The organism is Roseimaritima multifibrata, assembly GCF_007741495.1.
Taxonomy (GTDB): Bacteria; Planctomycetota; Planctomycetia; order Pirellulales; family Pirellulaceae; genus Roseimaritima; species Roseimaritima multifibrata.
On sequence record NZ_CP036262.1, the window covers coordinates 6,726,589 to 6,752,431 of the forward strand.

Annotated in this window: 17 protein-coding genes and 1 tRNA gene; 9 read left to right on the top strand and 9 right to left on the bottom strand. The window is 54.9% G+C overall.

Annotated features, from left to right (window positions below; genetic code table 11):
- Positions 1 to 331: 331 nt before the first annotated feature.
- Both FF011L_RS24325 and FF011L_RS24330 read right to left on the bottom strand, forming a co-directional pair.
- Complete coding sequence (locus tag FF011L_RS24325) at positions 332 to 1,123, bottom strand: MBL fold metallo-hydrolase (protein WP_145354534.1); 792 nt, start codon at positions 1,121 to 1,123, stop codon at positions 332 to 334.
- Positions 1,123 to 2,049, bottom strand: a complete 927-nt coding sequence (locus FF011L_RS24330) for an SDR family oxidoreductase (protein WP_145354535.1) — start codon at positions 2,047 to 2,049, stop codon at positions 1,123 to 1,125. The genes FF011L_RS24325 and FF011L_RS24330 overlap by 1 nt, the downstream gene beginning before the upstream one ends.
- 111 nt (positions 2,050 to 2,160) lie before the next feature.
- On the opposite strand from FF011L_RS24330, the gene FF011L_RS24335 reads away from it, so the two are divergent.
- A complete protein-coding gene (locus FF011L_RS24335; RefSeq protein WP_145354536.1) occupies positions 2,161 to 3,225 on the top strand; it encodes a S1C family serine protease in 1,065 nt (354 codons plus the stop codon).
- Positions 3,226 to 3,414: 189 nt separating this feature from the next.
- Complete coding sequence (locus FF011L_RS24340) at positions 3,415 to 4,485, top strand: PDZ domain-containing protein (RefSeq protein WP_246109604.1); 1,071 nt, start codon at positions 3,415 to 3,417, stop codon at positions 4,483 to 4,485.
- A 1,168-nt stretch (positions 4,486 to 5,653) separates the two neighbouring features.
- Here the strand turns inward: FF011L_RS24340 and FF011L_RS24345 are convergent.
- Together FF011L_RS24345 and FF011L_RS24350 are read right to left on the bottom strand one after the other, a co-directional pair.
- Complete coding sequence (locus FF011L_RS24345; protein ID WP_218932859.1) at positions 5,654 to 6,520, bottom strand: alpha/beta hydrolase; 867 nt, start codon at positions 6,518 to 6,520, stop codon at positions 5,654 to 5,656.
- Positions 6,521 to 6,588: 68 nt separating this feature from the next.
- Positions 6,589 to 6,662, bottom strand: a tRNA-Ile gene (locus FF011L_RS24350).
- Between the two features lie 536 nt (positions 6,663 to 7,198).
- Between FF011L_RS24350 and FF011L_RS24355 the strand changes: the two genes are divergently transcribed.
- Both FF011L_RS24355 and FF011L_RS24360 read left to right on the top strand, forming a co-directional pair.
- A complete protein-coding gene (locus tag FF011L_RS24355) occupies positions 7,199 to 8,149 on the top strand; it encodes a DUF1559 domain-containing protein (protein WP_145354539.1) in 951 nt (316 codons plus the stop codon).
- A 35-nt stretch (positions 8,150 to 8,184) separates the two neighbouring features.
- The gene (locus FF011L_RS24360; protein ID WP_145354540.1) at positions 8,185 to 8,637 is read left to right on the top strand and encodes a hypothetical protein; all 453 of its coding nucleotides are present in this window, start codon (positions 8,185 to 8,187) and stop codon (positions 8,635 to 8,637) included.
- Between the two features lie 33 nt (positions 8,638 to 8,670).
- Here FF011L_RS24360 and FF011L_RS24365 read toward each other — a convergent pair whose 3' ends face one another.
- The 3 genes from FF011L_RS24365 to FF011L_RS24375 all read right to left on the bottom strand — a co-directional run bounded on the left by FF011L_RS24365 (position 8,671) and on the right by FF011L_RS24375 (position 13,140).
- On the bottom strand, positions 8,671 to 10,752 hold the full coding sequence (locus FF011L_RS24365) for a neutral/alkaline non-lysosomal ceramidase N-terminal domain-containing protein (RefSeq protein ID WP_145354541.1): 2,082 nt from the start codon (positions 10,750 to 10,752) through the stop codon (positions 8,671 to 8,673).
- A gap of 61 nt (positions 10,753 to 10,813) precedes the next feature.
- Entirely contained in the window at positions 10,814 to 11,707 is an 894-nt protein-coding gene (locus FF011L_RS24370; RefSeq protein ID WP_218932860.1) for a phytanoyl-CoA dioxygenase family protein, read from the bottom strand.
- A complete protein-coding gene (locus FF011L_RS24375; protein WP_145354543.1) occupies positions 11,707 to 13,140 on the bottom strand; it encodes an arylsulfatase in 1,434 nt (477 codons plus the stop codon). Before FF011L_RS24375 ends, FF011L_RS24370 begins: the two co-directional genes overlap by 1 nt.
- Before the next feature lie 312 nt (positions 13,141 to 13,452).
- Between FF011L_RS24375 and FF011L_RS24380 the strand changes: the two genes are divergently transcribed.
- Positions 13,453 to 15,567, top strand: a complete 2,115-nt coding sequence (locus FF011L_RS24380) for a prolyl oligopeptidase family serine peptidase (protein WP_391560949.1) — start codon at positions 13,453 to 13,455, stop codon at positions 15,565 to 15,567.
- 506 nt (positions 15,568 to 16,073) lie between these two features.
- Here the strand turns inward: FF011L_RS24380 and FF011L_RS24385 are convergent.
- Positions 16,074 to 19,319, bottom strand: a complete 3,246-nt coding sequence (locus tag FF011L_RS24385) for a protein kinase domain-containing protein (RefSeq protein ID WP_145354545.1) — start codon at positions 19,317 to 19,319, stop codon at positions 16,074 to 16,076.
- 53 nt (positions 19,320 to 19,372) lie between these two features.
- Complete coding sequence (locus FF011L_RS24390; protein WP_145354546.1) at positions 19,373 to 20,695, bottom strand: ATP-binding protein; 1,323 nt, start codon at positions 20,693 to 20,695, stop codon at positions 19,373 to 19,375.
- 247 nt (positions 20,696 to 20,942) lie between these two features.
- On the opposite strand from FF011L_RS24390, the gene FF011L_RS24395 reads away from it, so the two are divergent.
- The 4 genes from FF011L_RS24395 to FF011L_RS26595 all read left to right on the top strand — a co-directional run bounded on the left by FF011L_RS24395 (position 20,943) and on the right by FF011L_RS26595 (position 25,628).
- Positions 20,943 to 22,058 carry an EAL domain-containing protein gene (locus FF011L_RS24395; RefSeq protein WP_145354547.1) on the top strand — a complete coding sequence of 372 codons (1,116 nt, stop codon included), beginning with the start codon at positions 20,943 to 20,945 and terminating at the stop codon, positions 22,056 to 22,058.
- Positions 22,059 to 22,301: 243 nt separating this feature from the next.
- The gene (locus FF011L_RS24400) at positions 22,302 to 24,335 is read left to right on the top strand and encodes a LamG-like jellyroll fold domain-containing protein (protein WP_145354548.1); all 2,034 of its coding nucleotides are present in this window, start codon (positions 22,302 to 22,304) and stop codon (positions 24,333 to 24,335) included.
- A gap of 26 nt (positions 24,336 to 24,361) precedes the next feature.
- Complete coding sequence (locus FF011L_RS24405) at positions 24,362 to 25,420, top strand: BPSS1187 family protein (protein ID WP_145354549.1); 1,059 nt, start codon at positions 24,362 to 24,364, stop codon at positions 25,418 to 25,420.
- 70 nt (positions 25,421 to 25,490) lie between these two features.
- Positions 25,491 to 25,628: a hypothetical protein gene (locus tag FF011L_RS26595; RefSeq protein ID WP_218932861.1), complete on the top strand. Its 138-nt coding sequence runs from the start codon at positions 25,491 to 25,493 to the stop codon at positions 25,626 to 25,628.
- Positions 25,629 to 25,843 lie beyond the last annotated feature (215 nt).

Consider the following 25,843-nt stretch of genomic DNA (forward strand, 5'->3'; position numbering starts at 1 on the left):
ACAGCGATACAGCTCCGGCGGACGAATCGCGTAGCTCCGCCTCTCGGGACGCGCGATTTATAAGCCGACGGTTTTCGCTTCCGCTGGGCGTGCGAAACAATCGACGTCCCCCGAGGCGGAGAATGCAGCAAGCACGAGTCTCGGAGAGACTCTACTACGTGCTATTTACATTCGACCGATTGCAGGTCTCCAACGGGACGCTGCGAAAGGGCGTTTAGAAAGTAGGCCGGATCAAAGAGCGACAGCGATACAGCTCCGGCAGACGAATCTTACACGTCCGAGGCTATCGCGTGCCGTCGCTTCGCGACTTCTGTATCGTGGCCGGTGATCCTTAGCCCAAACCTTCGGGCAGGATTCCGTCGGCGACTTCGTCTTCCCATTCGTCGATCAACGGCCATGATTCGGCCAGCGTGCCAAAATCGGCCATCGTCAAATAGCCTTTGACTCGATCGATCGTTTTGTTCAGCATGGCGACATCTTTGCGAAAGATTGGTCCATGACTTGGCAGCAGCCACTCGATATCGCTGTCACGGATACGTTCCAACGATGTGATGAACGCTTTAATGTCACTTCCGTGGTGTGCGTCCAGAGCTCCGATACAGCCGTCGCGATAGATGTTGTCACCGCTTAGCAAAATGTTGTCGATACGGAAGGCCAACTGGCTGTCGGTGTGTCCCGGGGTATGCCAGACCTCGATCTTCTTATCACCGACTTGGATGATCGTTCCCTCATCGATCTGATGCTCGATCTGGACCGGCGGCATATCCATCTTCAATCCCTGAGCCGCGATCTCGGCCAAGGTCAGCAGCGCGTCACCGCTCTCCAGTGGTTTTACGGCATTGGGGTGCGACATGACCTCGGTCCGCAACACCTGCTTTGCTTTGGCCAGACCTTGGATGTGATCCACATCCGCGTGGGTTGCGATCAATGCCTTGCATCGAGACAACGGGAAATCGAGCCTTCGAATGATCTCGATGTAATCGTCAACCGTCTCTTCGTAGCCGATATCGATCAACACCCATTCGTCTTGATCGTAAATCAAATAAACGCTGCAGCCGAGCACCTCGCCAGCTTGAAAATTCAATTCGATCACACCCGGAAAAATCGGTTTGCGAGAGAGCATCAGGTAGTAGACTCCGCTGAAGAAAAAGGCGTGGGGATGATCGACTGCAGCCCCTGCTGATAGTTGTTGTATAAGAATTGCGATTGAGCGTAGAGATCCGTCTGCAAACGCAAATTCCAAATTCGCTTATGGCCTCCGCGCTGCGGCCCCGGCCTAGCACTGGCGGCGTTTTCGAACCGAACGACCGGACTGTGGGTCATCTGAGCCACCGCACGATAAAAATCGCCACGCAGGACCGGATTCCCATCGGAAACGACATAATAGCGACGGCGAGCCGCTTGCCCAGCACGCCAAGCCGCCATCACGATCGCCGCCGCGTCATCGACATGGATCAGGTTCAAATACTGATCCGGATCGGCCGTCAACGCTTTCCCGGCGACCACATCGGCAATTCGCGGCACTCTTTGTGGACCATAGATACCAGCCAACCGCAAAACGGTCCAGTCAGCCCGAGGCCGATAACGCGAAAGCAGTTGCTCCGCTTCTAAGTGAACTCGGCCCGCTTCGCGTGGAGGCCGACACGGGGAAGCCTCATCGACCCAGCGTCCGTCCGCTTGATGGTAGACGCCCGTCGTGCTGATGTAACACAAATCGGCCGCCGGATCGGTCGCTTGCAATAAATTCCGAAATCCCCCGACCTGACTGTCATAGCGGCTGACCGAACTGTGCGGATCGTACGCGACCGCCACCAGCATTCGGTCATGGCCGGGCAACGACCGCAGGCTCCGCCGATCGGTCCAATCGACCACCACAGGCTTCGCACCGACTGCACTTAACTCTTTTGCTCGACTAGACTTGCGAGTCGTCGCGAAGACTTCCCAGCCATCGGCGATCAACCGCTGAGCGACCCGTTTGCCCAGATAACCACAACCAACGATCAACGCGGTGCCAGCAGAATTGGCGGAAGGATGATTTAAGCTAGACATTGGATAATAAAGTCGCTGGTTTTCTCGCCAGTGGTTGCTTTTCGGTTAGAATGAGGAATCAGTATATCGCGTTTCGCCGATTCTCCGATCCCCACAAACTCGTTTGGTGCTATGGAATCAGCAGGCTATCACTTATCGAAGATCGTCCTAACCAGCCTGTTGCTCTTTTCCGGAGTCGCGATTGCTGAACCCCCCAGCAATGGTTCGGGGAGCACTTACCTAGCCTCTCCGGAATCGCTTGTCAGCATCGTCAAATCCGGCGGCGTCCCCTCCACACTGCAGCAACTGCGTGATCTTGAATCCCAGCAACAGGCGATCGCCACGCGGGCTGCCGCATGCACGGTCAACATTCAGATCGATGGGCACGAAACGGGCAGCACTCAAGGGTGTGGAGTCATTATTTCTGGCGACGGAATCATCCTGACGGCGGCCCATGTCGCCGAACGCCCTGGATTAAAAGTGAAGATTACGCTCAGCGATGGCACAACCGCCACCGCAACGACTCGGGGCATGTACCGCGAAGTCGACGCGGGCCTGATCAAACTGGATGACGATCAAAACGACGGCCAACCCTGGCCCCACGCCTCCCTGGGAAACAGCAACCTGCTGGAACAGGGCATGTGGTGCATCGCCATCGGACACCCCGGCGGCTACGACCCCGTCCGTGGACTGGTCACGCGCGTCGGTCGCATCCTTGCCATTCGCAAAGGATCGATCGTCACCGACTGCACTCTGACCGGTGGAGATAGCGGAGGCCCGCTGTTTGACATCGAAGGCCGTTTGATCGCCATCCACTCACGCATCGGGAACGACGTCGCCGACAACCTTCACATTCCCGTCCAGTACTACGAAGAGAAATGGGACGACCTCTACGCCGGCAAAGCTTGGGGGTTCTTACCCGGATTCCGTCCAATCTTGGGCGTCCACGGCGAACAGGATAACCCCATCGCCCTGATCACCGACGTCCGCGACCAATCCCCCGCCGCAAACGCGGGTATCCAAGTCGGCGACGTGATCGAAAAACTGGGGGATGACCTGATCTCGAACTTCGATTCTCTCCGCGAAGCCGTGGCGCAAACGATGCCCGGCAAGCGGGTCATCGTCCGCCTGAAGCGAGGCGGGGAAACCAAACGAGTGATTGTCGAAATCGGACGCGACCCTCGCTTTACCGAATGATTCCCGCCTTCCGTTCCGCGACCGAATGCTCCCGCAGCATGCTTTCGCAAACTGAAAAACGTCTCCGCAGAAAAGCGTCTCGATAAAAAACAACTCCGAAGAACCGCTCGCTGCTTACCACTGCCTGAACTTCCGCTGGTGACTTTAACGATGGCGAACTCCTCAAGCTCCTCAAGCTCCTCAAACCTCTTGAACTCCTCAAACCTCTCGCACTATGGCGTTCGCACCATTCGCTTTGCGGCGATCGGATGCATCGGAGCTGTTGTCTGTTTGCTTACCGATGCGGCACCGCTGACGGCTCAGGAGCCTAAAGCCCCGGCTTGGATCCAGGAGCAGTTCGGAATCCAATTATCGAACCGCCGCGATAACGGTTCGATGATGAAGCTGGTAACGCCTCTTTCCGTTCAGGCAGGACAGGCGACCGTACAGGTTCTGTCCAACGGCAAACCGGTCGCCTTGGGCGCGATCGTGGCAACCGACGGGTACGTCCTGACCAAGCGAAGCGAACTGAGTGCCGATCCGCTTCGAGTCCGTTTAGCCGACGGACGATTATTTCACGCCCGGATCGCAGCAGTACGACGATCGACCGATCTAGCCCTTCTGCATATCGACGAAGTCCGCAAACTTCCCCGCGTCGATTTTGATACCGAAGAACCTGAAATCGGCAGCTTTCTTGTCAGCGCCGGACGAGGCAAAACACCAATCGGGTTAGGGGTTGTCGGAGCGGTTCCACGCGCCATCGACCACAAGGGACGGTTGGGCGTCGCCCTCCAGAACGACAGCCGAGGGCAAGCCCGCGTCGACGTCGTCTGGCCCGATAGCGGAGCGGATGAAGCGGGCGTGCTACGCGGCGACCGAATCATTGCGGTCAACGGACATGAGGAAACGGGGCAACAGCAAGTGATCCTCGCACTGCGGGGACTCTATCCAGGCGAAACCGTTCACTTAACCCTTCAGCGAGAAGAATCGACCGTCGAAGTCGAGGCTCAGATTCGCGATTTCCGACTGATGCAAGAATCGGAAAACGAAGTTCGAGTCAACGGCGCCCGCAGCCTTCGGCTGAGCGGATTCGACCGAGTCCTCCAACACGACACGGTCCTAGAACCCGACCAATGTGGAGGCCCCGTGCTCGACACCAGCGGGAAAGTGGTCGGATTAAACATCGCCCGAGCCGGCCGGATCGTCAGCTACGCACTTCCCGGATCGATCATCCGCCCCCAGCTGATCGAAATGCTCCAAGAAGCCAGAGCCCAAAAGTAAACAGCACAGCTCCGCGATTCGTAGCTCCGCCTCTCCGAGGTGGAGAATGCAGCAAGCACGAGTCTCGGAGAGACTCTACTACGTGCTATTTCCATACGACCGATTGCAGCTCTCAAAGGGAACGCGGCGAAATGGCGCTTAGAAAGTAGGCCGGATCAAAGAGCGACAGCGATGCAGCTCCGGCGGACGTACCCCGCCTCTCCGAGGCGGAGAATGCAGCAAGCACGAGTCTCGGAGAGACTCTACTACGTGCTATTTCCATACGACCGATTGCAGCTCTCAAAGGGGACGCGGCGAAATAGCGCTTAGAAAGTAGGCCGGATCAAAGAGCGACAGCGATGCAGCTCCGGCGGTCGCACCCCGCAGCTCCGCGATTCGTAGCTCCGCCTCTCCGAGGCGGAGAATGCAGCAAGCACGAGTCTCGGAGAGACTCTACTACGTGCTATTTCCATACGACCGATTGCAGCTCTCAAAGGGGACGCGGCGAAATGGCGCTTAGAAAGTAGGCCGGATCAAAGAGCGACAGCGATACAGCTCCGGCGGACGCACCCCGCAGCTCCGCGATTCGTAGCTCCGCCTCTCCGAGGCGGAGAATGCAGCAAGCACGAGTCTCGGAGAGACTCTACTACGTGCTATTTCCATACGACCGATTGCAGCTCTCAAAGGGGACCCGGCGAAATAGCGTTTAGAAAGTAGGCCGGATCAAAGAGCGACAGCGATGCAGCTCCGGCGGACGCACCCCGCAGCTCCGCGATTCGTAACTCCGCCTCTCCGAGGCGGAGAATACAGCAAGCACGAGTCTCGGAGAGACTCTACTACGTGCTATTTCCATACGACCGATTGCAGCTCTCAAAGGGGACCCGGCGAAATGGCGTTTAGAAAGTAGGCCGGATCAAAGAGCGACAGCGATGCAGCTCCGGCGGACGCGTTAAGAATAAGCAAGCAAATCCTTGCTCCCCTCGCCCTCAAAACAAGCTCGCTCAAAACAGGTTTGACATCAAATCAACGGGTCGCCAGCCAGTTCAATTAACTGCGATTCAAGAGCTTGTTTTGGGGGAGAGGGGGCAGACAGAGCTGGGCAAGACATGACATAACCGTGTGAAATACGAAACATTCACCGCGTCTTCACCGCAAAATCGCTGCGAGAAAATCCCCCCCTCTCAAAACCTCACTTGCCCTCTTGCGTACCGAAGATCCACTCCAGCTCGGCGTAATATTCTCCGGCATCTTTTTCTTCAGGGACCTCGTGATGCTCCAGACCTTCCCAGACAACCAGTCGATGCGGCCCGGCGTAAGCTTGCCGGACCTTTGCCTGGAGCTCCGGCGGCACCAATGAATCGCCGCTGCACTGAACAAACAAGGCGGGGGCAGTGCACTTAGGAGCTGTCTGCAGAATATCGAGCGCCGCGGGAATCCCGCGGCCGACCCAACGTGCCGGCAAGCGAATCAGCGACTGATACAAACGTGAACGCTGGCGAGTCGCCACATTCAAAATCGTCGCAGAAAGAGGAGGCGGATTTCGCAAGACCAACCCATCCACTTCGCGGTTAGCTGCCAGCCACATCGCGACCGCACACCCCAGGCTATTGCCCATCAAGACCACACGAGTCTTTTCGCCTCGCCTCATTTTTGTGACGGCATCAAAGAACGCAAGCGAAGCGACCGGTAGCTTTTTCAAAGAGGCCTTCCCCGAACTGCCACCATACCCCGGAGGATTCCAAGTCCAAACTTCACTCGTTCCACTAAAACGAACCGCCGAAGGCAAAGCGGGCGAACGTTCCGCACGCCCACCGGTCCCGGGCAGCTTCAGAACCAACAGATCAGGAAAGAGGCCCTCGGCGATCCGCTGGGGATCGACGTGAGCAAAAGCTTCGATCGACTTCGACGATTTTCCAGCGGGCAATTGGAAACGAACCTGAGCCCCCGAATCGATCGCATGCGAAGTCGGTCGCAAAACAAATCGCCCCGCCAACCAAGTCGCCAACCGGCCTCCCTCACCCGCCATATGCACTTCTCCCACCGAAACAGAAATCAAACAAAAGGCGACCCTCGGCCCAACCTCCAATAAAAAAGCCCCTGTCTTCCAAAGGAATACAGGGGCGATAGGCCAGGCAGGACTCGAACCCGCGACCAAGGAATTATGAGTTCCCTGCTCTAACCGACTGAGCTACTGGCCCTCTTTGCGTTCGCATTCTACGCAATCCATCCGGATCCATGAAGACGCTGAGGGCTTGAGACGAAAATCTTCTCTCAATTCAAAAAAAATCTTCCCCGCCCAAATCTGCTGGGACCACGCTCCGGCTTCTCCTTAACTGCTGCTTGAACTCCGGTGGGAACCTGCTAACAGCGGACTTCTTCGCCATAGATCAAACCCGCCTTAATTAGCAACGCTAATGAACATGCGACACAAGGATTTAGTTTACGAATAATTTACGTCGCAAATTTGCAGCCTTGCACCAACGATCTATATTGTATTCTAGGCTCAACGACGGCCCCGGTTTTGGCGATGAAGCTTAGGACTTCACTCCATTGAGCAGGGGGTTCGCAACCTGCCAATTGACCGTTAAGGGCGAGTCAAAATCACACCAGCTAATGGTAATGATTTTACCCCACGCGGCCTCTGAGATTTGTTATTGTCTGTTTGATTTGTTTGTTTCCCTCCGCTACTGAATCACGGCATTCCTACCTCCGTGATTCGCAAAGGACTGACACCATGCCCTCACTTACGTTGGCTCGGGTACCGCAGCGCAAAGCGTTTACCCTCGTTGAATTACTTGTTGTGATTGCCATCATTGGCGTCTTGGTTGGCTTGCTGCTCCCCGCCGTTCAAGCAGCCCGCGAAGCTGCCCGACGGATGCAGTGCAGCAACAACCTGAAGCAGCTTGGCTTGGCCATGCACAACTATCACGACACCTACGTGAAATTCCCTACCGGTGGTATCGCAAAAGGCGGATACTTCATCGGTTGGCCAGCTCGCCTATTCGATTACATCGAGCAAGGCAATCGTCTGGACCTCATCGACACCTTCACCCCTGGAGCTCTTGTAACCATTCAACCCTATCGATTCACGACGGCACCTCACAACGGTAGTCACGAAATTTTCTCGTCCCCAATGCCCAGCTACATCTGCCCGTCATCCCCATTGGGTGACCAGGCCAACGCCGCTGGTCAGATTGGCATCAAGCAAGCGGCCCTGCATTACCGGGCTAACGCTGGATCGATCAATGTTGGAATGGTTGCCGGTTCGGCTTCCTCTCGAGATTACAGTACCTCGGGCGTGATTTATCCCCTCAGTGACACTCGGTTTGCATCGATTACCGATGGCACCAGTTCGACCTTGCTGTTCGGCGAAACGTCGGCGCAATTGGACTGGACCGATGGCCAACTGAACGGATGGGGCGGGATCCTGCCTTGGACCTGGGGCTTCTATCAGTACTCAGCCGGCGGTGGCTTCCTGCAAATTGACAACAAATACGTTCAATTCCCAATCAATTACTCGGGATCCTTCAACACCAACGCGACTCCTTACCGCAGTGCTCATCCCAGCGGAGCCCAGTTCAGTTTTGCGGACGGTAGCACCCACTTCCTTTCAGAGACGATCAACATGAACGTCCTGCACGGGCTAGCGACTGCGAATCAAGGCGAAATTGTCCAACTGCCGTAAAGCCTTCCTTCGCCTCCTCAACTGGTACCTACCGAATGAACTACCTAAATCGATTTTATAAAACCGCGACTGCGGCAAGGTATTTTACCCTTTCGCTTTCCGCAGCCCTGATGCTTACAGCGGTCGGCTGTGGGCCTCCAGCCAATGAATTCCCAACGGCTCCCACCAAAGGGATCGTGACCTACAAAGGTGCTCCGGTACCAACAGGCACGGTAATGCTGACGCCTGTTGGCAACGGCCCGCCCGCAACGGGCAACCTTGCGGAAGACGGCACCTTTGTCCTGAAATCTTACGGGGAAGACGACGGTGCGGTCATTGGAGAGCACGGGGTGACGATCACCGCCCTGGAAATGGGCAGCGGACTGCCGGAGGATATTGCTTCCGAACCGAAACAACTAATCCCTCAGCAGTACGGCAACGCCAACAAATCGGGCCTGACGGCCACGATCACCGAAGGCGACAACATGCTTGAATTCCATTTGGAATAAGCCTGTTGCCGCCGTGATGTAGCGACCGCGAAGCTATTCGTTACGGATGGAAATACTATCCAACCGACCTTCGAAATTCGCTTCGTTGTCACTGCGTCCGCCAAAGAAGACGTGAGGTATCGTGCCACTGTTGGCCGATACCGTGGCGGTCAATTCAGGTGCCTCTGCACCGTTCAAGTAAACGTTTACTTGATCCCCTTTGCGAACCATTCGAACTCGGTTCCAAGTCCAACGCTCAAGCGGCGTCGATCCGACAACAACGTCACCGTTACCTTGCTGGAAGATCAAACACCCCGGCTTAGAGGCAGTCCCGCCAATCCCAAGGTGTTCGCCCTGCTCAGAAAGGGCATCATCATGGTCGCGAGAAAAGATCCATCCAGTCGTTTCACGCCCCTCGTTTGGCATCCCATTCCAGACACTCACCTGCACGGAATAGTCGCCAGACAGATTATCCAGGCTGGTCCTCATTCGCCCGCCAGCAAAGTGGGCAGCTCGCCCCTGTGCGCGAATGTTTGGTTCGGCAGCGGGATCCGCCCCTTCTAGAAAGAACACGACTCCGTCTTCATAAGTCGCACTGCGTTGAGCGCCCGACGCGTCGACGGCGGTTGGTCCTGCGAATTCATCCAACCGCCAAAACGCCAGCGGTTTCTCCTTTAACAACGCTTGCTCATGATCGCTAAAGGGAGCGGCGTAGGTCTGCCGAGGCTTACCGGCAACCGTTTCCAACAGCGATAACCCTGTGGCAGCAATGCGAGGTTCGGCGGTCACTTCCAGACCTGCAGAGCGTGCGGCCCAGGTGTTATACCCACCGAGAATATGTTGCTCGGGAGGAGGAATGTAACCGTCACCACCATTGGCCAATTCGATCACGATGGTCTTCGCCAGCGGGCTTTGGAACTTCAGTTTCAAGCCGGTCAACGCATAGGTTTCGTTAGGCGTCGTGGCGATCCCGATTTCACCGATTCGGATCGCCTGCACGACCACTTCGGTCTCCTGCATTTGATGCAAAGCAATTTGCTCGCGAGCATAAACCTGCTCGGTAGTCTTAAGAGGGTTGTCCCCCAGATCGGCCATAATTTTCTCGGCCCATTCCAATCGCTGTTTGGTGGGAACGCGATACTTCATCGGTAACCGTTGCTCGGCCATCTCCAGATCCGCGTCGGCGTCATACTTCACCGTTTGATACGTATCCATCGCGATGTCGACCAAGGCGTCTGTGTAGGACTGGATCGTGTACTGAGGTTGCTGATCCTCAGGAATCGTATAATCGCGACGCCAAATATCGCCACTGCAACCGTGCGACATGATCACCACAGGCGACACGGCCTGCGAATCATTTACCTCGTCTGCCAAGCGATCCTGAATGGCGTTGCAAAACAAACCAAAATAGTCGGCACTGATCGGTGTATCACTGAAATAGTGCATCGAGTAATTAGCAAGCACAGCTAAAGGGCTGCCGTCCAAAGCCTGAAACGCGATCAGCGAAAGCTCTGGATCCTCAGGCCCTGAGGGGCCCGTCACATTATCCCAATTCTTCGCCGAATGCATGTTCGCGCGGACCGTCGGATTACCAAACGGATCGTTGTCCACACGGTCACTGCGGCGAACCCACCGTCGCAAAGCGGTGTATGGCTCGGCATCGCCAACGGCGAACCCGACTTTAGCGGGTTGCAAATTCTTTTCTGCCTGGACGATCGCTTCCACCAATTTCTCACGAAAGAACGAGACATACGCTGTGTCGACATCGGTCCCCAACGCATTCATGCAGGATGGAGCGGTGTGAGTGTGCGTGGCCGAAATCATCATATGATCGGCGGAAATCTTTGTTCGTTTTGCGGCCAACTGTTTCGCGTCGTCCAGCAACGGACGGGGCAACATGCAACTATCGACAACAACCATTGCCAAACGTTTCTGACCGTCATCGACAACGATAGCGCGAGCCGAAACGGGAGTGTTCACGCTGTCAGCGGTGCGTGACAACATTCCGCCGTTGACCAGAACCGGAAAGGTTGGCGGGGTCACGTCAACAATGGTCGCTCCAACTTGAAGCTCTGCAGCGGCGGGTTGCACCAGCCAACCCGCGAGCAATATGAGCAAAACAGGACGATAAATCATTTGGTAGGACTCAAAAGGTGGGAAGAAACAAAGTGGCGTCCATCAAGCAGGCGAGGACGCACTACCTATCTGCAGAATCTCTTAGCAACGGAAAGAATCGACCGGCAAGTGGTTCGCCACATGCGATCGAATCGGCTCCCGCCAGCAACGGTTCGTCTGTCTGCGAGCAGACGCCGTCGCGAACAACGTTTAAGACCGTCGCTCGGCGCGGTCGATCGGTATGGTTTGCATAAGATCCGTGGACCATCAACGGGTGATGGAAAGTACATTCCCCCGCTTTTAATTCGATGGCAACGGGATGCTGGAACTGCTCCCACTGGGATTCGGACAAAACCTCCTGAATCGCCTCCATGTCGCCCGCCAATCCGGTGATCGGCAGCAGATCCCAACGTTGGCTTCCGGGGATGTACTGCAAACAACCGTTGTCGACCGAACTATCGTCCAGTCCGATCCAGCAGGTCAAATGGGCCATCGGCGTCGTTCGCGTCCAGTACGAATAATCTTGATGCCAGGCGACAACGCCTCCATGTTTTGCTGGTTTACAGAACAATTGGTCATGCCAAAAGCGGACGCTTCCCCCCAGCAATTGACTAGCAGGAACCGTGAAAGCAGGATTCCAAAGCAGGTCATGGAACCCCGGGCGCAGACGCCACGCACCGAGGGCATGAAACAAGACAGAATTCGGATCGGCCGATTCGTTGGTGTGATATTCATGCCACCACTGCGATCCGCTGTGCCCTGGCGAGAAGAATTCGCTTAGCTCTGCCCGCAATTGTTCAATTTGGTTGTCATCCAGGACCCGAATTCCGGCAAGGTACCCGTTCGTTTCAAAAAATTGGATTTGCTCCGCATCCAACAAAAACTGCGACAGCGGCGAATCTTGGACTTTCTTTAAGAAGGAAGAATCGACCGGCTGATGAAAGGAGGCATAGTCCGTAGCAGAATCTGTATTCATCATTTTTTCCTTTGAGGTTCCTCGGCAAGTCCATCGGCCTGAAGGGTCGCCAGCATTTCTTGCACTCGAGCTGGGTGTTTTGCTGCCAAGTTCTTTTGCTCACCGATATCTTCCGCCAGATTGTACAGACGCCAATCGCCACCGCGGTACTTTACCAGTTTCCAATCGCCCGATCGAACTCCGACGGACGTCTTCCCTTCACTGCTTCCCCAGTACAGGTAGTCATGCCGCTGCTGATTTTTGTGATCGCCTAACAAGGTCGGCAAATACGAAATTCCATCCGTATCGGCAGGCGCGGAAGCTCCGGCCAGTTCACACGCGGTGGGGAGAAAATCCCAGAAGGCCGAGGGAAGATCGGTCGTGGTTCCCGGAGCGATTTTGCCCGGCCATTTGGCGATCAGAGGAACGCGGATCCCCCCTTCATGCATCGATCGCTTGATCCCCGTCAAAGGTCCGCTGCTTTGAAAAAACGTGGCATCATGATTCCCTTCTTGATGAGGCCCATTATCGGAAGTAAAAATCACCAAGGTTTCTTCGTCAATCTTCAGCTCTTTCAGCAATCCGACCAACCGCCCGACGTCCCCATCCATGCGGGTCATCATCGCAGCAAACCCTTTTTCGGGATTGGGCCAATCGCGGTCGGCATAGATTCCATAATCGGGGACCTCCATCCCATCCTGGTTGACTCGACCACCTTCGTTGTTCGCGTGGGGAATCGTCCAGTGGATGTGTAACAGAAACGGATCTTGGTGATGGTCCCGCACGAATTGCAGAGCCTTCTCCGTCATGACGTCGTGGGAATAGGTCACCTTCTTGGCCGACACCCTGCCTCGTGCATTGGGGGCTGTACTAAGCTCATTCCCCGGCAACGTAACCTGTGTCTTGTTTTCCCACAGATAGGGTGGGTAATAGTTATGCGCGTTGCCTTGGTTCATATACCCAAACCAATAGTCAAATCCATTGTTGTTTGGATGGCCCGGGTTATCGATATCGGCAGGGGAATCGACATTTCCCAAAGCCCACTTCCCTACCCCACCGGTGACATAGCCCTTCTGTTTCAACAACTGGGCAACCGTCGCTTCGGATCCGGTCAAAGATCGGCTTGCATTGCCAACCAACCCTGTATGGCCAACATGCTGACCGGTCCATAGCACCAACCGAGACGGTCGGCACACCGTATGCCCGGCGTAGTGGTCGGTGAACCGCAGCCCGTCGGCGGCCAGTTGATCAATATTAGGCGTCTGAACCACTTGCTGGCCGTAACACCCTAAGTCTCCGTACCCCAAGTCGTCCGTCATGATGTAAATCACATTGGGCAACCGGCCGGGCGAGTCAGCTGCATGGGCATCGGTTCGCATACAAACGGTTAGCAGACCGGTTACCGCGGCCATTCCCCAAAAAACCACCCCTGCGGGACGGGAGACACAGAACATAGGAATTCCTGAACAATCGAGTCAAATGCTTGATGAATTGGTTTTCTATCCTACCAAGCCGGCGATCGTTCGGTGCAATTTCACCGCCTGCCATTACGACCATGCGAAGGGTGTGATTTCCATTTTCTCAGGGGGAGACCCGTTCTGCGGCCGCGGAAAGACTATGGCGACGACCATTTGCCAGTAGAATGGACCGTAAACTTTACGCACTGCAATTGCTGGGAGCCTGTCTTGATCCACAACATGAATTCTCGCTGGTCCATTTCTCGTCCTCTGTTGCTAGGGTTTCTTGCGACCGGAGCGTTCTTTAGCATGCAAGGGATTCGCAGCGACCTGGCCGCTCAACCTGCTCCTCCTTCTTCGAATGAAACGGAATCACCAGTGACTTCTCCCTATCCGGTTAGCAAAAAAACCGAGATCACTGACAACTATCATGGAACCACGATCGCGGACCCTTACCGCTGGCTGGAAGATACGGAAAGTGACGACACGGCCGCCTGGGTCAAGGCTCAGAACGAACGGACACAGGCATACCTAAAAAAATTGCCAGAGCGTGAAGCGATGCGAACGCGACTGGAACGGCTGTGGAATTACGAACGTTTCGGAATGCCCGCACACCGCGGTTCGACTTACTTCTATTCTCACAACGACGGGCTGCAAGATCAGAGCATTCTGTACAAAGCCACATCGCTGGATGCCCAACGAGAAATTCTGATCGACCCCAACACGCTCAGCGAAGATGGGACAGTCGCACTCGCCGGCTGGGCTCCCACCGACGATGGCAAACGGGTCGCTTATGCAACGGCCGATGGTGGCAGTGATTGGCGAACCTACCGCGTCCGTGATGTCGCAAGCGGCAAGGACCTAGACGATGTCGTGCAGTGGGTAAAATTTAGCGGAGTCGCCTGGAAAAAAGACGGGAGTGGTTTCTTCTATGGTCGCTATGCGGCGCCCGCAGCCGGCGAAGAATTGCTGGGAACCAACTACAACCAACAACTCTACTTCCATCAGTTAGGGACTGACCAAAAAGACGACCAACTGATCTACGAGCGTCCCGATCATCGCGAATGGGGATTCCAACCGGAAGTCAGCGAAGACGGACGGTGGCTGATCATCAACAACTGGAAAGGAAGTGAACCGCAATCCCAGATTTTTGTCAAAGACCTTTCCGACCCCGATTCCAAAGTCCGCGAACTGATCACTGGATTTGATGCGGAGTACACGTTTGCGGCAAATGATGACGACACGCTGTACATCCTGACCGATCACGAAGCGCCACGCCGCCGTGTCATCGCCGTCAACGGGAACGACCCTGAACGCGACAAGTGGCAGGAGGTCATCGCCGAGCAGAAAGAGGTCATCGAATCGGTTCACTTGTTGGGCGATCGATTCTTTACTGTCAGCCTGGACGGTGCAATCAGTGTTGCCAAAATCTTTTCGATGGACGGCAAGGAATCCAAAACGATCGAACTACCGGGACTTGGATCGGTCGGTGGATTTGGTGGCCGCCGCGATGGCAGCGAAACGTTCTTCAGTTTCACCAACTATGTAACGCCTCCTTCGATTTATCGCTTTGATCTGGGCGACGATTCGATTTCAAAGTGGCGTCAACCCGAAGTCGAATTTGATCCTTCCGCGTACGAAACGGTACGAGCCTTCTGCAAGAGTGCTGACGGGACCGACGTCCCTGTGATCATCACCCATCGCAAAGGGCTGAAGCGGGACGGCACTCACCCCACGCTGCTGTATGCATATGGTGGTTTCAATATTTCCATCACTCCTGGATTCTCACCTGCCGTCGCCGGCTGGTTGGACGCCGGCGGCATCTACGTGGTCGCTACGCTACGTGGCGGTGGAGAATACGGGCGAGAATGGCATGAAGCAGGGATGTTAGACCAGAAGCAACGCGTCTTCGATGACTTTATCGCAGCTGCCGAATACTTGGTCGCCGAAAAGTACACTCAGCCAGAACATTTGGGGATCTACGGTCGCAGCAACGGCGGCTTGCTGGTGGGAGCGGTCATGACACAGCGGCCCGATTTGTTCGGAGCCTGCTTACCTGCCGTAGGCGTCATGGACATGCTCCGGTTCCACAAATTTACCATCGGCTGGGCATGGGTCGGTGAATACGGAAGCAGTGATGATCCGGCTCAATTTTCAAATCTGCTGAAGTACTCGCCGCTGCATAACATTCGGCCGGGAACGTGTTACCCACCAACCATGGTCATCACCGCCGACCGAGACGACCGCGTCGTCCCAGGGCACAGCTTTAAATTTGCAGCGGCCATGCAAACCGCTCAATCCTGCGACAACCCAATCCTGATTCGGATCGAAACAAGAGCGGGCCACGGTGCGGGAACCCCGGTAAGCAAATCGATCGAGCAGTACGCCGACATGTGGTCGTTCCTGTTAGAAAATTTGAAGTAGCAGAAATCTGCCGAAAGCGTTTCATCTCCGGGCTTGCCCGGAAATGGACAAGCCCGACAGAAGCGAACAAGTCGCCTTCGCCTGAGCTGCAATCGGTCGTGTAATTGGCACGTAGTCGCGTCTCTCCGAGACTCGTGCTCGCTCCATTTCCCGACTCGGGGAACGTGTGAATTATTAGTTGGTGTTTTGGCGGCGAGCATAGGCCCCATGCCAGCTTGCCTGGCATGATGCCAAGATTTGAAATTAGTTTGCATGGCTAAAAAACGCATGCCGTTCGACTTTCCGCTTCCAGCGGCAAGCCGACGAAGGGACGAAGGGACGAGGGGGCCCGACGTTTCTCGCTTCCGCTGCATTCCGCTGCCAAAACGCCTACTTATAAATCGCATGTCCCGAGAGGTGGAACTACAAATTGCGTCCGCCGGAGCTGCATCGCTATCGCTCTTTGATCCGGCCTACTTTAGGTGCGACAGGAACGGAAGTTTTGAGATTTGCGAATGGCATTTCACCTAGATGGGGCTGGGCCACTCGACGTCGACTCGTGACTGCAGCTTGACGGCGACTTTGTGGTTGCCACCTAGGGATTTGATCAGTCGATCAATCATTTCAACCAGTGGAATCGATTGAGCTTCGTGGACCAGAGTCGGCTGGACTCCTTCGACGATTGTGGTGGTGATGGCCCCTCCATAAGCAGCCTCTAGCGGCGCAGACAATTCTTTTGCTTCACGTTCCGACCCTACGATTAATAGCAGACGCTGCTTGCCGCCTAAATCCAAAAATGCTGGACGAACGGCCGCTACTGCAGCCTGCACCTGTTCCTCCAAAGTCATTGGTACGGTTTCAGGCTTGCCCCCTTCCTTCGACGCAAGCTGCATCGAAATCTGTTCCTTCGCACTGTTCAAGCTGACCGACAGCAATGTCTTTTCACTAACTTGTGAATTTTCTTTCATCAATGGCATCGCCAACAATCGGCCAACGATATCTAGATGCATCGGTTGACGACACGCCTCCAGTTGCCGATACATTGCTTCACTTAAATGGACTTGATCCTCTGCGCCGATCATTGCATCCAACTGGTCGGTCACCTCGGCAACGGCCTCTAAGTGCTGTTTCAAATCCGCAATAAATTGCGTTAGCAACTCTTCCAAAACATGAACTCGATTGAGCAGGCTTTGGCTGACCGCTTGCTCCAATAGTTTTTCCGTACGATCCAAATTTTGCAAATAGTGATCGGCAGAAACGTTCCCAGCCAAACCATCAAGAACGGTGTCCGTTCCACTCACATTGCCAGCGACCGTATCGGACTGCAACGGCTTTTGCGGAGCGTTGATTTCCCCACTGCCGGCCTGCACCTGCGCTAATAAAGTTTGCACGACTTCGATCACCGTATAGAGATCCATTCGCTTATCTTGCAAGCGCACGGTCACTTCTCTGCGCAAACAAGTTACACGATCATGAATCACGCGGTCGTCAGCAGACCCCTCACTCAAACGGCCCAGTTTTTCTTGCAAGCGTTCAAAGACGGGCTGGAAATCGAGACCTTCAGCGACATTCTGTTTCCGCAGCCATTGCTCCAGTTCGCCTCGTCTTTGCACGGGGTCTTCTGCAAACGGCTGCCATTTTTGCTGAAGCAACGATTCGACAGAAACGCCGCACCGAGCCGCTAAGCGATCGGATATTCCGGGCGCCAATTGCCTCGCTTCGTTCGCGTTGCCCACCCACTCCGCCAGCGTCTGCTTGGCAAGCATCGCCGACAAGACGGCCGTTTCGATCTGATCCTGGCAGCTTAAACTGACAACTCCGACCGAACGGGTTGTCGGTCCGGACTGCAGCAAAGTCCCCTCCTCGGGCACCGGTGGCTTCCTTGCAACCGACAACATCTCGGCAGCGCCCTGACTGCAGCACCAGATGTATTCACTAATCGTTTCAACCGCATTTGCAGCGCCATCGATACGATCTGGATTGGCGATTACATAGGCGTTACGCAGTGGAGACCGAGCCGCCGGCACGCTTGGCCAGTTGGCTCCCGGGTCCCCTGAATAGCCATTTTCGGGTTTTAGATAGTGCCGCAGTTCATTTAGCGCCGCCGCCGAATCGGCATTCCCCAGCGGGTTACGAGCCTGAGGGCGGACCGAATTCGCTGCAAACAATGGAATAATATCAGACTGCTCTAGTGCATCACTGTCTAAAAGATGCCGCAGCAAATAGGCGATATCCAGCAGCATTCCACTGCCGGTACCACCGGTCAACGATCCGACCAGATAAACCGTCAGCGGCACTCTGGAATCTTTTGCCGTCCGCTTGATTGCTGCCGCCAGCGAATTTCGAATCGCTTCGGAATGGTCGACCATCGCCAATCGTCCTAAGGGACGCATCCCTTCGGTCGACCGACTTCGGGGCACGTTGTAGATCCAACGTCGACTGATCGTGCGAAGTTTTTCGGTTCCTTTGTCACGGTACTGGGACGCTGCCAATAGCGGCGTGTGCACGGTCACACACGGCGAACGCGAATCGGGCCCTTCCAGGCTTCGCAGCAAATACATTTTTTCGGAATCGGTATCGATCAAAACCGACTCCATCCTGGCATCGGGCGATTTGCCGGACGCTTTCATTTTCTCGTTCAATTCCAGCAACACATCCGCCCCGGTACCTCCGATCCCAACGACCAGGCAATTGCCAACCGCCGAAGGATTTTTATTCTCGGGAAAACGTGACAATCCCGGCAGTTCTTCAACAACGGGTGCCCGTAACTTGCCCGAGGTGGTGATGGTCCCGGCAAGCGTATCGCCACCGATCGATGCGGACTTCCCCGAAGCTCGCAGAGGAACCCCTTGGCTTTGCGAAGCAAGCAACGCTTCAACCATGTCTCGACAGCAATCGTAACGCCGCTCGGGCTCCTTCTCCAAAGCTCTGGCAACAATCGGGCGATCACATGGAGGCAAAGAATCCAGATTGGGCGTCGTATGAACATGCTGGGTCGCCAACTGCGCGATCGTCCGGCCCGAAAATGGGCGAGTCCCGGTCAACAGTTCTTGGTACATCACCGCTAACGAATATTGATCGCTACTTTTGCTAGGTCGTCCATCAAAGACTTCAGGCGGCGCATAAATCGGAGTCAGCCCCCCGATCATCGAACACTGTTCTTCTCGCAAATCCTTCAACAAACCAAAATCTGCGACCTTAACGTGCCCACCCACCAGCAACAGATTGCCTGGCTTGATATCAAGATGCTGTAACTGAAATTGCTTATGCAAATAATCGAGTGCATCCGCTGCATCGTTTAGATAAGAAAGCAAAGCCTGACGAGGGATCCCGCACGAGCCTCTTTCGATATGCCGGTTATACACATCCTCCAACGAGCCATCGGCCAATTCACTAACGATCACCAAGCGATCATCAACAAATTCGTATCGTTCCAGCGTCAACAAAAAGGGATGATTGACTCCGGTCATATGTTCCAGGGAGCGCAATTCCCGATCCGCTCGCTTTTCGTCTCGAGCACCGTAAACGAACTTAATCGCTTTCTGGAATCCGCCAGGGGCAAGGGCACTCCAAACTTCACCGAAGCCGCCCTTCCCTAGGGGTTCCTGGAGGATGTAGCCCGGGATCGGTTCATAGCCCGCCTGCAGTTTCATAGAACCTGAAGTTGCATTCCCCAGTTCAGGCGCATGACCTGCCAGCTCGCTCTGTTTGACACCAGGCGCATTCAGTCGATCATGTTCAGAGATCTGATTCGATTGCGAAGGATCGTTCATAGGACTTTTATCAACAAGCAACAATTAGCAGACGAGAAACAGGAAACAGAAATCTACAATTCGCTGAAATAGCTTCGGCATGCCATATCGAGAAACTCAGGACGCAACTGAGGCCGAATTTTTCGATACCTGCAATAGTTACGGACCTGGGTCAGTAGATCGCGTGGATGACAACGCCGCAGGTTACGGTTTTCACGTCGATACAATTTCAACAGATGTTCCGCTGCTTCCGCCCCGTGTTCAAATCCAAACGCGGCAGCCACCCCTTTCGTAATCGCGCGATACTCCTCCTCGGAGGGATCATCGACAAAAATCTTGTAGGGGACGCGGCGAAGGAAAGCTTCATCCACCAATTGATCTGGATTCAAGTTGGTCGAAAAAATGATCAACTGTTCGAAGGGGACTTGGATTTTCTTGCCGGTTGGCAAGGTCAAGAAATCAAGACGATTTTCTAGCGGAACGATCCAGCGATTCAACAGTTCTTCGGGCTGGATACGCTGGCGACCAAAATCGTCGATCAACAGGCAGCCGCAATTGCTTTTCATCTGCAGCGGTGCTTCACAGATATTGCTCTGGCGATCGTGGCGAACTTCCAAATTCTCCATCACAAGTTCACCACCGACAATCACCGTCGGGCGCTGAATTCGCAGCCAGCGGCGATCCCATTCCTGAGAATGGACGACACCGTCGCCTTCAGGAACCGGAGCGGCACGATGGTAAGCATCGTCCTGCAGTTTGATCAGGTTTCCATCGTCCAAGATCGCATGGGGAATCCAGATTTCCTGCCCTAGGCACTGGGTCAGACAGCGTGCGACAGTGGTTTTCCCATTTCCTGGAGGCCCAAACAAAAACATTCCTGCGTTGCTATTTACGGCGGGGCCCAACTGATCAAGCAATTCATCCTGGTAGGAGATCGCCTGCAGTGCCTGCTGCAATTGATCGCGGTCAATCGGTTCAAGTCCAGCGGTTTGAGCTTCAACACTTAGGACGTAATCCGACAATACCACCGGAGCGGGTCCGGTGTACGAACAGTTCTGCATGTGTTGCTGAGCCGCTCGCTGGCCGTTTTCTGAAAGCGAATAGTAATAGTCATTGAAGGGTGCAGGACGGACATGCACGACCAGCTTGCGCGTGCGCAGCCGCTCCAGAAGCGGTTCGATGACGCGAAGTGGCAACCCCATCTGCTCGCCGATATTGCGGCCACTGAGGGTTCCAATGTTTAGAACGGTTTTAAGGAGCAAGCTTTCAATAAAAGAGTCGCTCAGACCCGTTTCGGCGGTGTCACGAGGAGTCACAGGCCAAAACGTATCATCCGACAACAGGCCGCTAAGCAACCCTGATTCGATCGTATGCGTGTCTCGAATTGCAGTAGACATAAGGTTTTCACTTGTTCCGATACATAAACTGAAGCGGTTTCGCTGAAACATAGCTCACACCTTGTGCCGTACCGCAACCTTCTGCCCAACGTTTTCCAAACGCAATTTAGAAACATCGGAAATTTTGCGATTGCATCCCCCCCGCCCCAATTCCCTGTCCTAAGTTTCGGTGGCTTTCGGGAACCCGAAAGCGAAAAACGGTCCGAAGAATCCTCCTCACTTCCACCAAGCGTTGCTTTGCATTCACATGAACTGGTCTCCATCCGTATCGTCCAACGATCCCATGCGGGTTAGCGCGACAACCAAGCCGGATGTTTGGTTCCTATCGGGTGCGACTCGAGGTGAAGAAGACGTTCGGCATATCCCGATCGACGAAAACCCGTACGTAATCGGACGGCGAGCGGGCGTTGCGATGACGCTGCACTTCCCCACTGTCAGCGGGCACCATGCTTCGCTGTGGGTCGAAAATGGCGAACTGTTTGTCAAAGACTTGCAAAGCACCAACGGGACCTACGTCAACGGAACACGGATCGATCGCCCCACCCCTTTAAACGAAGAGGACCTGGTCCACTTCGCCGAAGCCCCGTTCCGGATCCGCCGGCAATCGGCGTCCAGTCACACGATGGGGACGATCGCCGAGAACGTCTGCGATCAAGCCCTGGCACTGGTACAGTTCGATCGCCTGATGGACCAACGCTTGGTCGTTCCACACTTTCAGTCGATCCTCGACTTAAGGACTCGCAAATCGGTCGGCTTTGAAGTCCTGGGACGCGGCCGAGTCTTTGGACTTGAATCGGTTGGAGCGATGTTCCAAGCCGCCGAACAACTTAATCTTGAAGTCGAACTAAGCCGCCTGCTGCGATGGGAAGGAGTCCGCGTCGGCCGCGACCTACCCGATCGTCCGACGCTCTACGTGAACACTCACCCCAAAGAGATGGCCGGCGAAGGCTTAATTGACAGCCTTGGCAATCTCCGCGACATGGCTGGCAACACGTCGATCGTTCTTGAGATCCACGAAGCGTCCGTAACCGAACCCGCGATGATGCAAAAACTGCACGCTCGCCTAAAAGATCTGGGCATGCAATTGGCGTACGACGATTTCGGCGCCGGGCAAGCACGTTTAGCCGAACTGATCGAAGCTAGACCTGAATTCGTCAAATTCGATATCTCGTTGATTCGAGGAATCGATTCGGCCGATCCGCACCGTGTGCAGATGTTATCGACCCTTGTCCGAATGGTCCGGGACCTCGACATCCAAGCATTGGCCGAAGGGATCGAAACCGCTGAAGAAGCCCAAGCCTGCCAGGACCTTGGATTCGATTTAGCACAGGGCTTCTACTTCGGCCGCCCCGCCCCCGCCTAACAACGCCCGCCTAACAACGGGAATCGGTTCAGACGGAAGCGCCGCGAACGATCTTCATCGCACGCTAACCTTGCGATCATCCAATATTCACGCCGATATCCGACGATGCCGCCGGGTTCGATACGGAAAAAAGGGCGTCTACCCAAAGCCCATCTGACTCTTCCGATCGAGTAAACTGGATAACCTTCCAGCCGCATTCCTGCCCCTCTGACCCGCACCCACCTCATTCGTAGTCGACTAAAAATGCGATTCATCAGCTTAGCCTCAGCCTGCATCTGTTTGCTTCTTATTCCTACGGCTGTCAAAGCACACGATCCGCCTGGCGGTCCCGCAGGAGCCCATTCGCATCCCCACGCGGATGCGAATGGGCACTCGCATGATCATCCGCACCCACCGCAAACCGCTCCGTTCACAACCCGTCCGGACACCCGTGTGTTGCCGCTGGCGAAGGACGAACAGGTCTTTCACTTTGCCATCTATGGCGACCGTACCGGTGGAGTTCCTGCAGGGCTGAAAGTGCTTGAGCAAGCGGTAAAAGACACCAATTTGCTAGATCCCGATTTGGTCATGACCGTGGGCGATTTGGTCCAAGGTTACAACACGACCGAAGAATGGATGCCGCAAATGACGGAATTCAAAGAGATCATGGGAAAGCTGAAAATGCAGTGGTTCCCGGTCGCTGGAAACCATGACGTTTACTATCGCGGCCCGGCTCCGATTCCTGAAGGGCAGCATGAAAAGAGTTACGAAAAGCACTTTGGCCCGCTGTGGTATTCCTTCCAGCACAAAAACGCCGGATTCATTGTCCTGTATTCCGACGAAGGTGACCGAGAAACCAATCGCAAAGGGTTTAACGCCGGCGAATTGCAAACGATGAGTCCCGAGCAGCTGGAATTTTTACAGCAGGCATTGGAGAGTTTGTCGGGACTTGATCATGTCTTTGTGTTCCTGCATCACCCGCGTTGGATCGGTGGCGGATATACCGGCGGCAACTGGGACAAAGTGCACGAAAAACTGAAAACAGCAGGAAATGTGTCGGCCGTTTTTGCCGGACATATCCACCACATGCGGTACGACGGAGAGAAGGACGATATCGCCTACTACACCCTCGCAACGACCGGCGGCAATCTGTCAGCCGACATTCCGGATGCGGGTTACCTACATCACATGAACATCGTGACCGTCCGTCCCGATACGATCAGCGTCGCAGCGCTTCCAATTGGTGCCGTGATCGATCCCAAGGAATTCACTCCAGAATTCACCAAGCAAATTGGCTTGGCTCGTTCCGTTCGGCCGATCGAAAAGAAGAACGATGTGCTGCTATCGCTGGACGGAACCGCGACCGGCACTGTTATCTTCCAGCTGAAAAATCCTAGCGACCGGCCTGTTGAAGGGACCGCATCCTTGGTCGCCGGAAGCAGCTGGAGCACTTCCTTAGACCACCAACACTTCGAAATCGCTGCGGGCCAAGAAATCGAATTCCCGGTTCAACTACGCCGCATCGCCGGCAGTGACTTCGATGTAACTCTTCCTCAGATCCAAATCGAACTAGAAATGGTCGGGGAATCCAGCCGAGTGAAATTACCCGCCACGATGACGCCCATCAAACTGCGAATGGCTGGTGTTCCTGCGGATTATTTCACCAACCAGAACAACCTTTGCCTTGATGTTCGCAACGAAAAATCCGTCGCCCGCATTGACTCCAGCGAATTGAAATTGCCAAACGGCCCGATGACATTGGAAGCTTGGGTACGCCCCACGCAGTCAGAAGGGCATCGCGGTCTAATCGCCAAAACAGAAATTTCTGAATTCGCCTTGTTCATGGACGAAGGAGTCCCTCAGTTTGATATTCACTTGAATGGCAAATACGTTTCCGCAGAAGCGAAATCACGGTTGCCACTGAACGAGTGGTCGCACGTCGCGGGTGTCTATGACGGCGAAAACGTGGTGCTGTTCGTCGATGGCAAAAAGGTGGCCAGCAAAAAAGGGACTGGCAAACGCAAAACGAATCGGTTGCCACTTTATGTCGGAGCGGACACCGACAGGGGTGGCCAACCATCGCGATCGTTCATCGGTTTGATCGACGAAATGCGCCTGTCCTCCGCCGCAGTCTACTCGGATGATTTCCAGCCCGCCAAACGGCTGGAGCCAACGGATAGCACTCGGATTCTGCTTCACTTTGACCGCAGCGTTGGACCGTTTATCCTAGACCACTCGTCGAATGCCTCCACGGCTACTCTAGGACGAAGCGCAAAATTGGTTCCAGTCCCTAAATAGACTTCCCCTCGAAGGATTTTCACTCCATGCTTTCCACCAAGTTGACCCTTTTAAGCGCGGCATTTGCCGTGCTTTGCAGCAGCTTCCTATCCGCTGACGAACTGGAATTTAAGGATCCCAGTCCGCAGAGGTACAAACTGTCGGCACGTGCCAGCGAGATCGATTCACGAGTCCAATCTCATCCCGAAATCGGTTTTGTGTTGGAATCCGACAGTGGAAAACCTCAGGATACGCAGCAGGCGTCCGTCGATACGCGCGTCGCTCCAAAGGGCAAGTTGGTGATCTGGTTGATGGGGAACAACGAACCTCTTTTTGAGCGATGGAATAGCTACGGCTTACACGCGATTCGCGTTCATTACGCCAATCGCTGGTTTTCCCTTTGCTGCCAGGAAAATCCTGTCGGTGAAGAATGCCGAGGCGACATCCGCCTAGAAGCGGCCACCGGCGAAGACTTCAGCGATCAGGTTTCGATTCCGAAGCCTGACGGCATGATGGAGCGTTCGCTGCAGTTCGTGAAATGGTTGGCAAAAGAAAACCCACAAGGCGGCTGGGAATATTTCCTAACGGCCGACGGCAAAGGCCTTCGCTGGGAAGACGTGATCGTTAGCGGAAGTTCCCACGGTTCAACCACGGCAGCTCGGTTTGCCAAACACCAACGAGTCAGCCGAGTCGTCGCATTGTGCGGACCACGTGACCAGCATCAAACCTGGCAGGCACTTCCTTCAGCCACTCCACCGAATCGTTATTTCGGTTTTTCACACGTACTCGATTCCGGCTGGACTGGCGATCATTACTGCCGAAGCTGGGAACTGCTGGGCTTGAACGAGTTTGGACCGATCGTCGATGTCGACAAACAAGCACCTCCGTACGGAAACACTCGCCGCTTGATCACAGCCTTTGATGTCAACGGCGACGCCAAGAGGGCTCACAGCTCAGTGCAGCCAGGCCGGAGTGCAGCCAAAAACGACAAAGGGGAATACCTACACGAAGCGGTCTGGAAATACATGTATACCCATCCCGTAGACAGTGTCGGCAACCCTGTCCCCCGCGACGAAGATTGCGACAAAATCCAAGCACAAAACTAGTGCGAAGCAACGTGGCATCCGTAGCTAGTGTCTGCCGTAGCTACCGTCGCCAGACGGTGGTTCCATCCGCATGATTGTCCCGACGGCACTCGTCGCGTTGTTGACTTACACCCCACCCGGAAACGGTGTCGTATTAAGTGTCGCCTTTCGTTCCGCGAAAGAACGTCCACTACGGCACCTTCGCGAGGAACGCGAAATCTATTGGTAATGGTTTCACAACAAGTTGCTGAGATGCGCCAAGGCACCAAAGGCTCCCATACTTTCTAGGCCCGAAGGGTCGACACAATCTCTGCCGGGGGTGAAGCCCCCGGAATGGGAAAAAGTGCCAGCGAAAAGGCCCGAAGGGCCGACACAAAGACAGTGGGGAATGCATCCCAATAGCGCAACTTCAAAACGGATAAGCGAGGAATCGCAAGAACTGGA

Coding starts and splice junctions, on each gene's coding strand:
- FF011L_RS24325 (WP_145354534.1), bottom strand. CDS start 1,123: ATGCTCTCTCGCAAACCGATTTTTCCGGGTGTGATCGAATTGAATTTT.
- FF011L_RS24330 (WP_145354535.1), bottom strand. CDS start 2,049: ATGTCTAGCTTAAATCATCCTTCCGCCAATTCTGCTGGCACCGCGTTG.
- FF011L_RS24335 (WP_145354536.1), top strand. CDS start 2,161: ATGGAATCAGCAGGCTATCACTTATCGAAGATCGTCCTAACCAGCCTG.
- FF011L_RS24355 (WP_145354539.1), top strand. CDS start 7,199: ATGCCCTCACTTACGTTGGCTCGGGTACCGCAGCGCAAAGCGTTTACC.
- FF011L_RS24360 (WP_145354540.1), top strand. CDS start 8,185: ATGAACTACCTAAATCGATTTTATAAAACCGCGACTGCGGCAAGGTAT.
- FF011L_RS24365 (WP_145354541.1), bottom strand. CDS start 10,752: ATGATTTATCGTCCTGTTTTGCTCATATTGCTCGCGGGTTGGCTGGTG.
- FF011L_RS24370 (WP_218932860.1), bottom strand. CDS start 11,707: ATGAATACAGATTCTGCTACGGACTATGCCTCCTTTCATCAGCCGGTC.
- FF011L_RS24375 (WP_145354543.1), bottom strand. CDS start 13,140: ATGTTCTGTGTCTCCCGTCCCGCAGGGGTGGTTTTTTGGGGAATGGCC.
- FF011L_RS24380 (WP_391560949.1), top strand. CDS start 13,453: ATGCAAGGGATTCGCAGCGACCTGGCCGCTCAACCTGCTCCTCCTTCT.
- FF011L_RS24385 (WP_145354545.1), bottom strand. CDS start 19,319: ATGAACGATCCTTCGCAATCGAATCAGATCTCTGAACATGATCGACTG.
- FF011L_RS24390 (WP_145354546.1), bottom strand. CDS start 20,695: ATGTCTACTGCAATTCGAGACACGCATACGATCGAATCAGGGTTGCTT.
- FF011L_RS24395 (WP_145354547.1), top strand. CDS start 20,943: ATGAACTGGTCTCCATCCGTATCGTCCAACGATCCCATGCGGGTTAGC.
- FF011L_RS24400 (WP_145354548.1), top strand. CDS start 22,302: ATGCGATTCATCAGCTTAGCCTCAGCCTGCATCTGTTTGCTTCTTATT.
- FF011L_RS24405 (WP_145354549.1), top strand. CDS start 24,362: ATGCTTTCCACCAAGTTGACCCTTTTAAGCGCGGCATTTGCCGTGCTT.
- FF011L_RS26595 (WP_218932861.1), top strand. CDS start 25,491: ATGATTGTCCCGACGGCACTCGTCGCGTTGTTGACTTACACCCCACCC.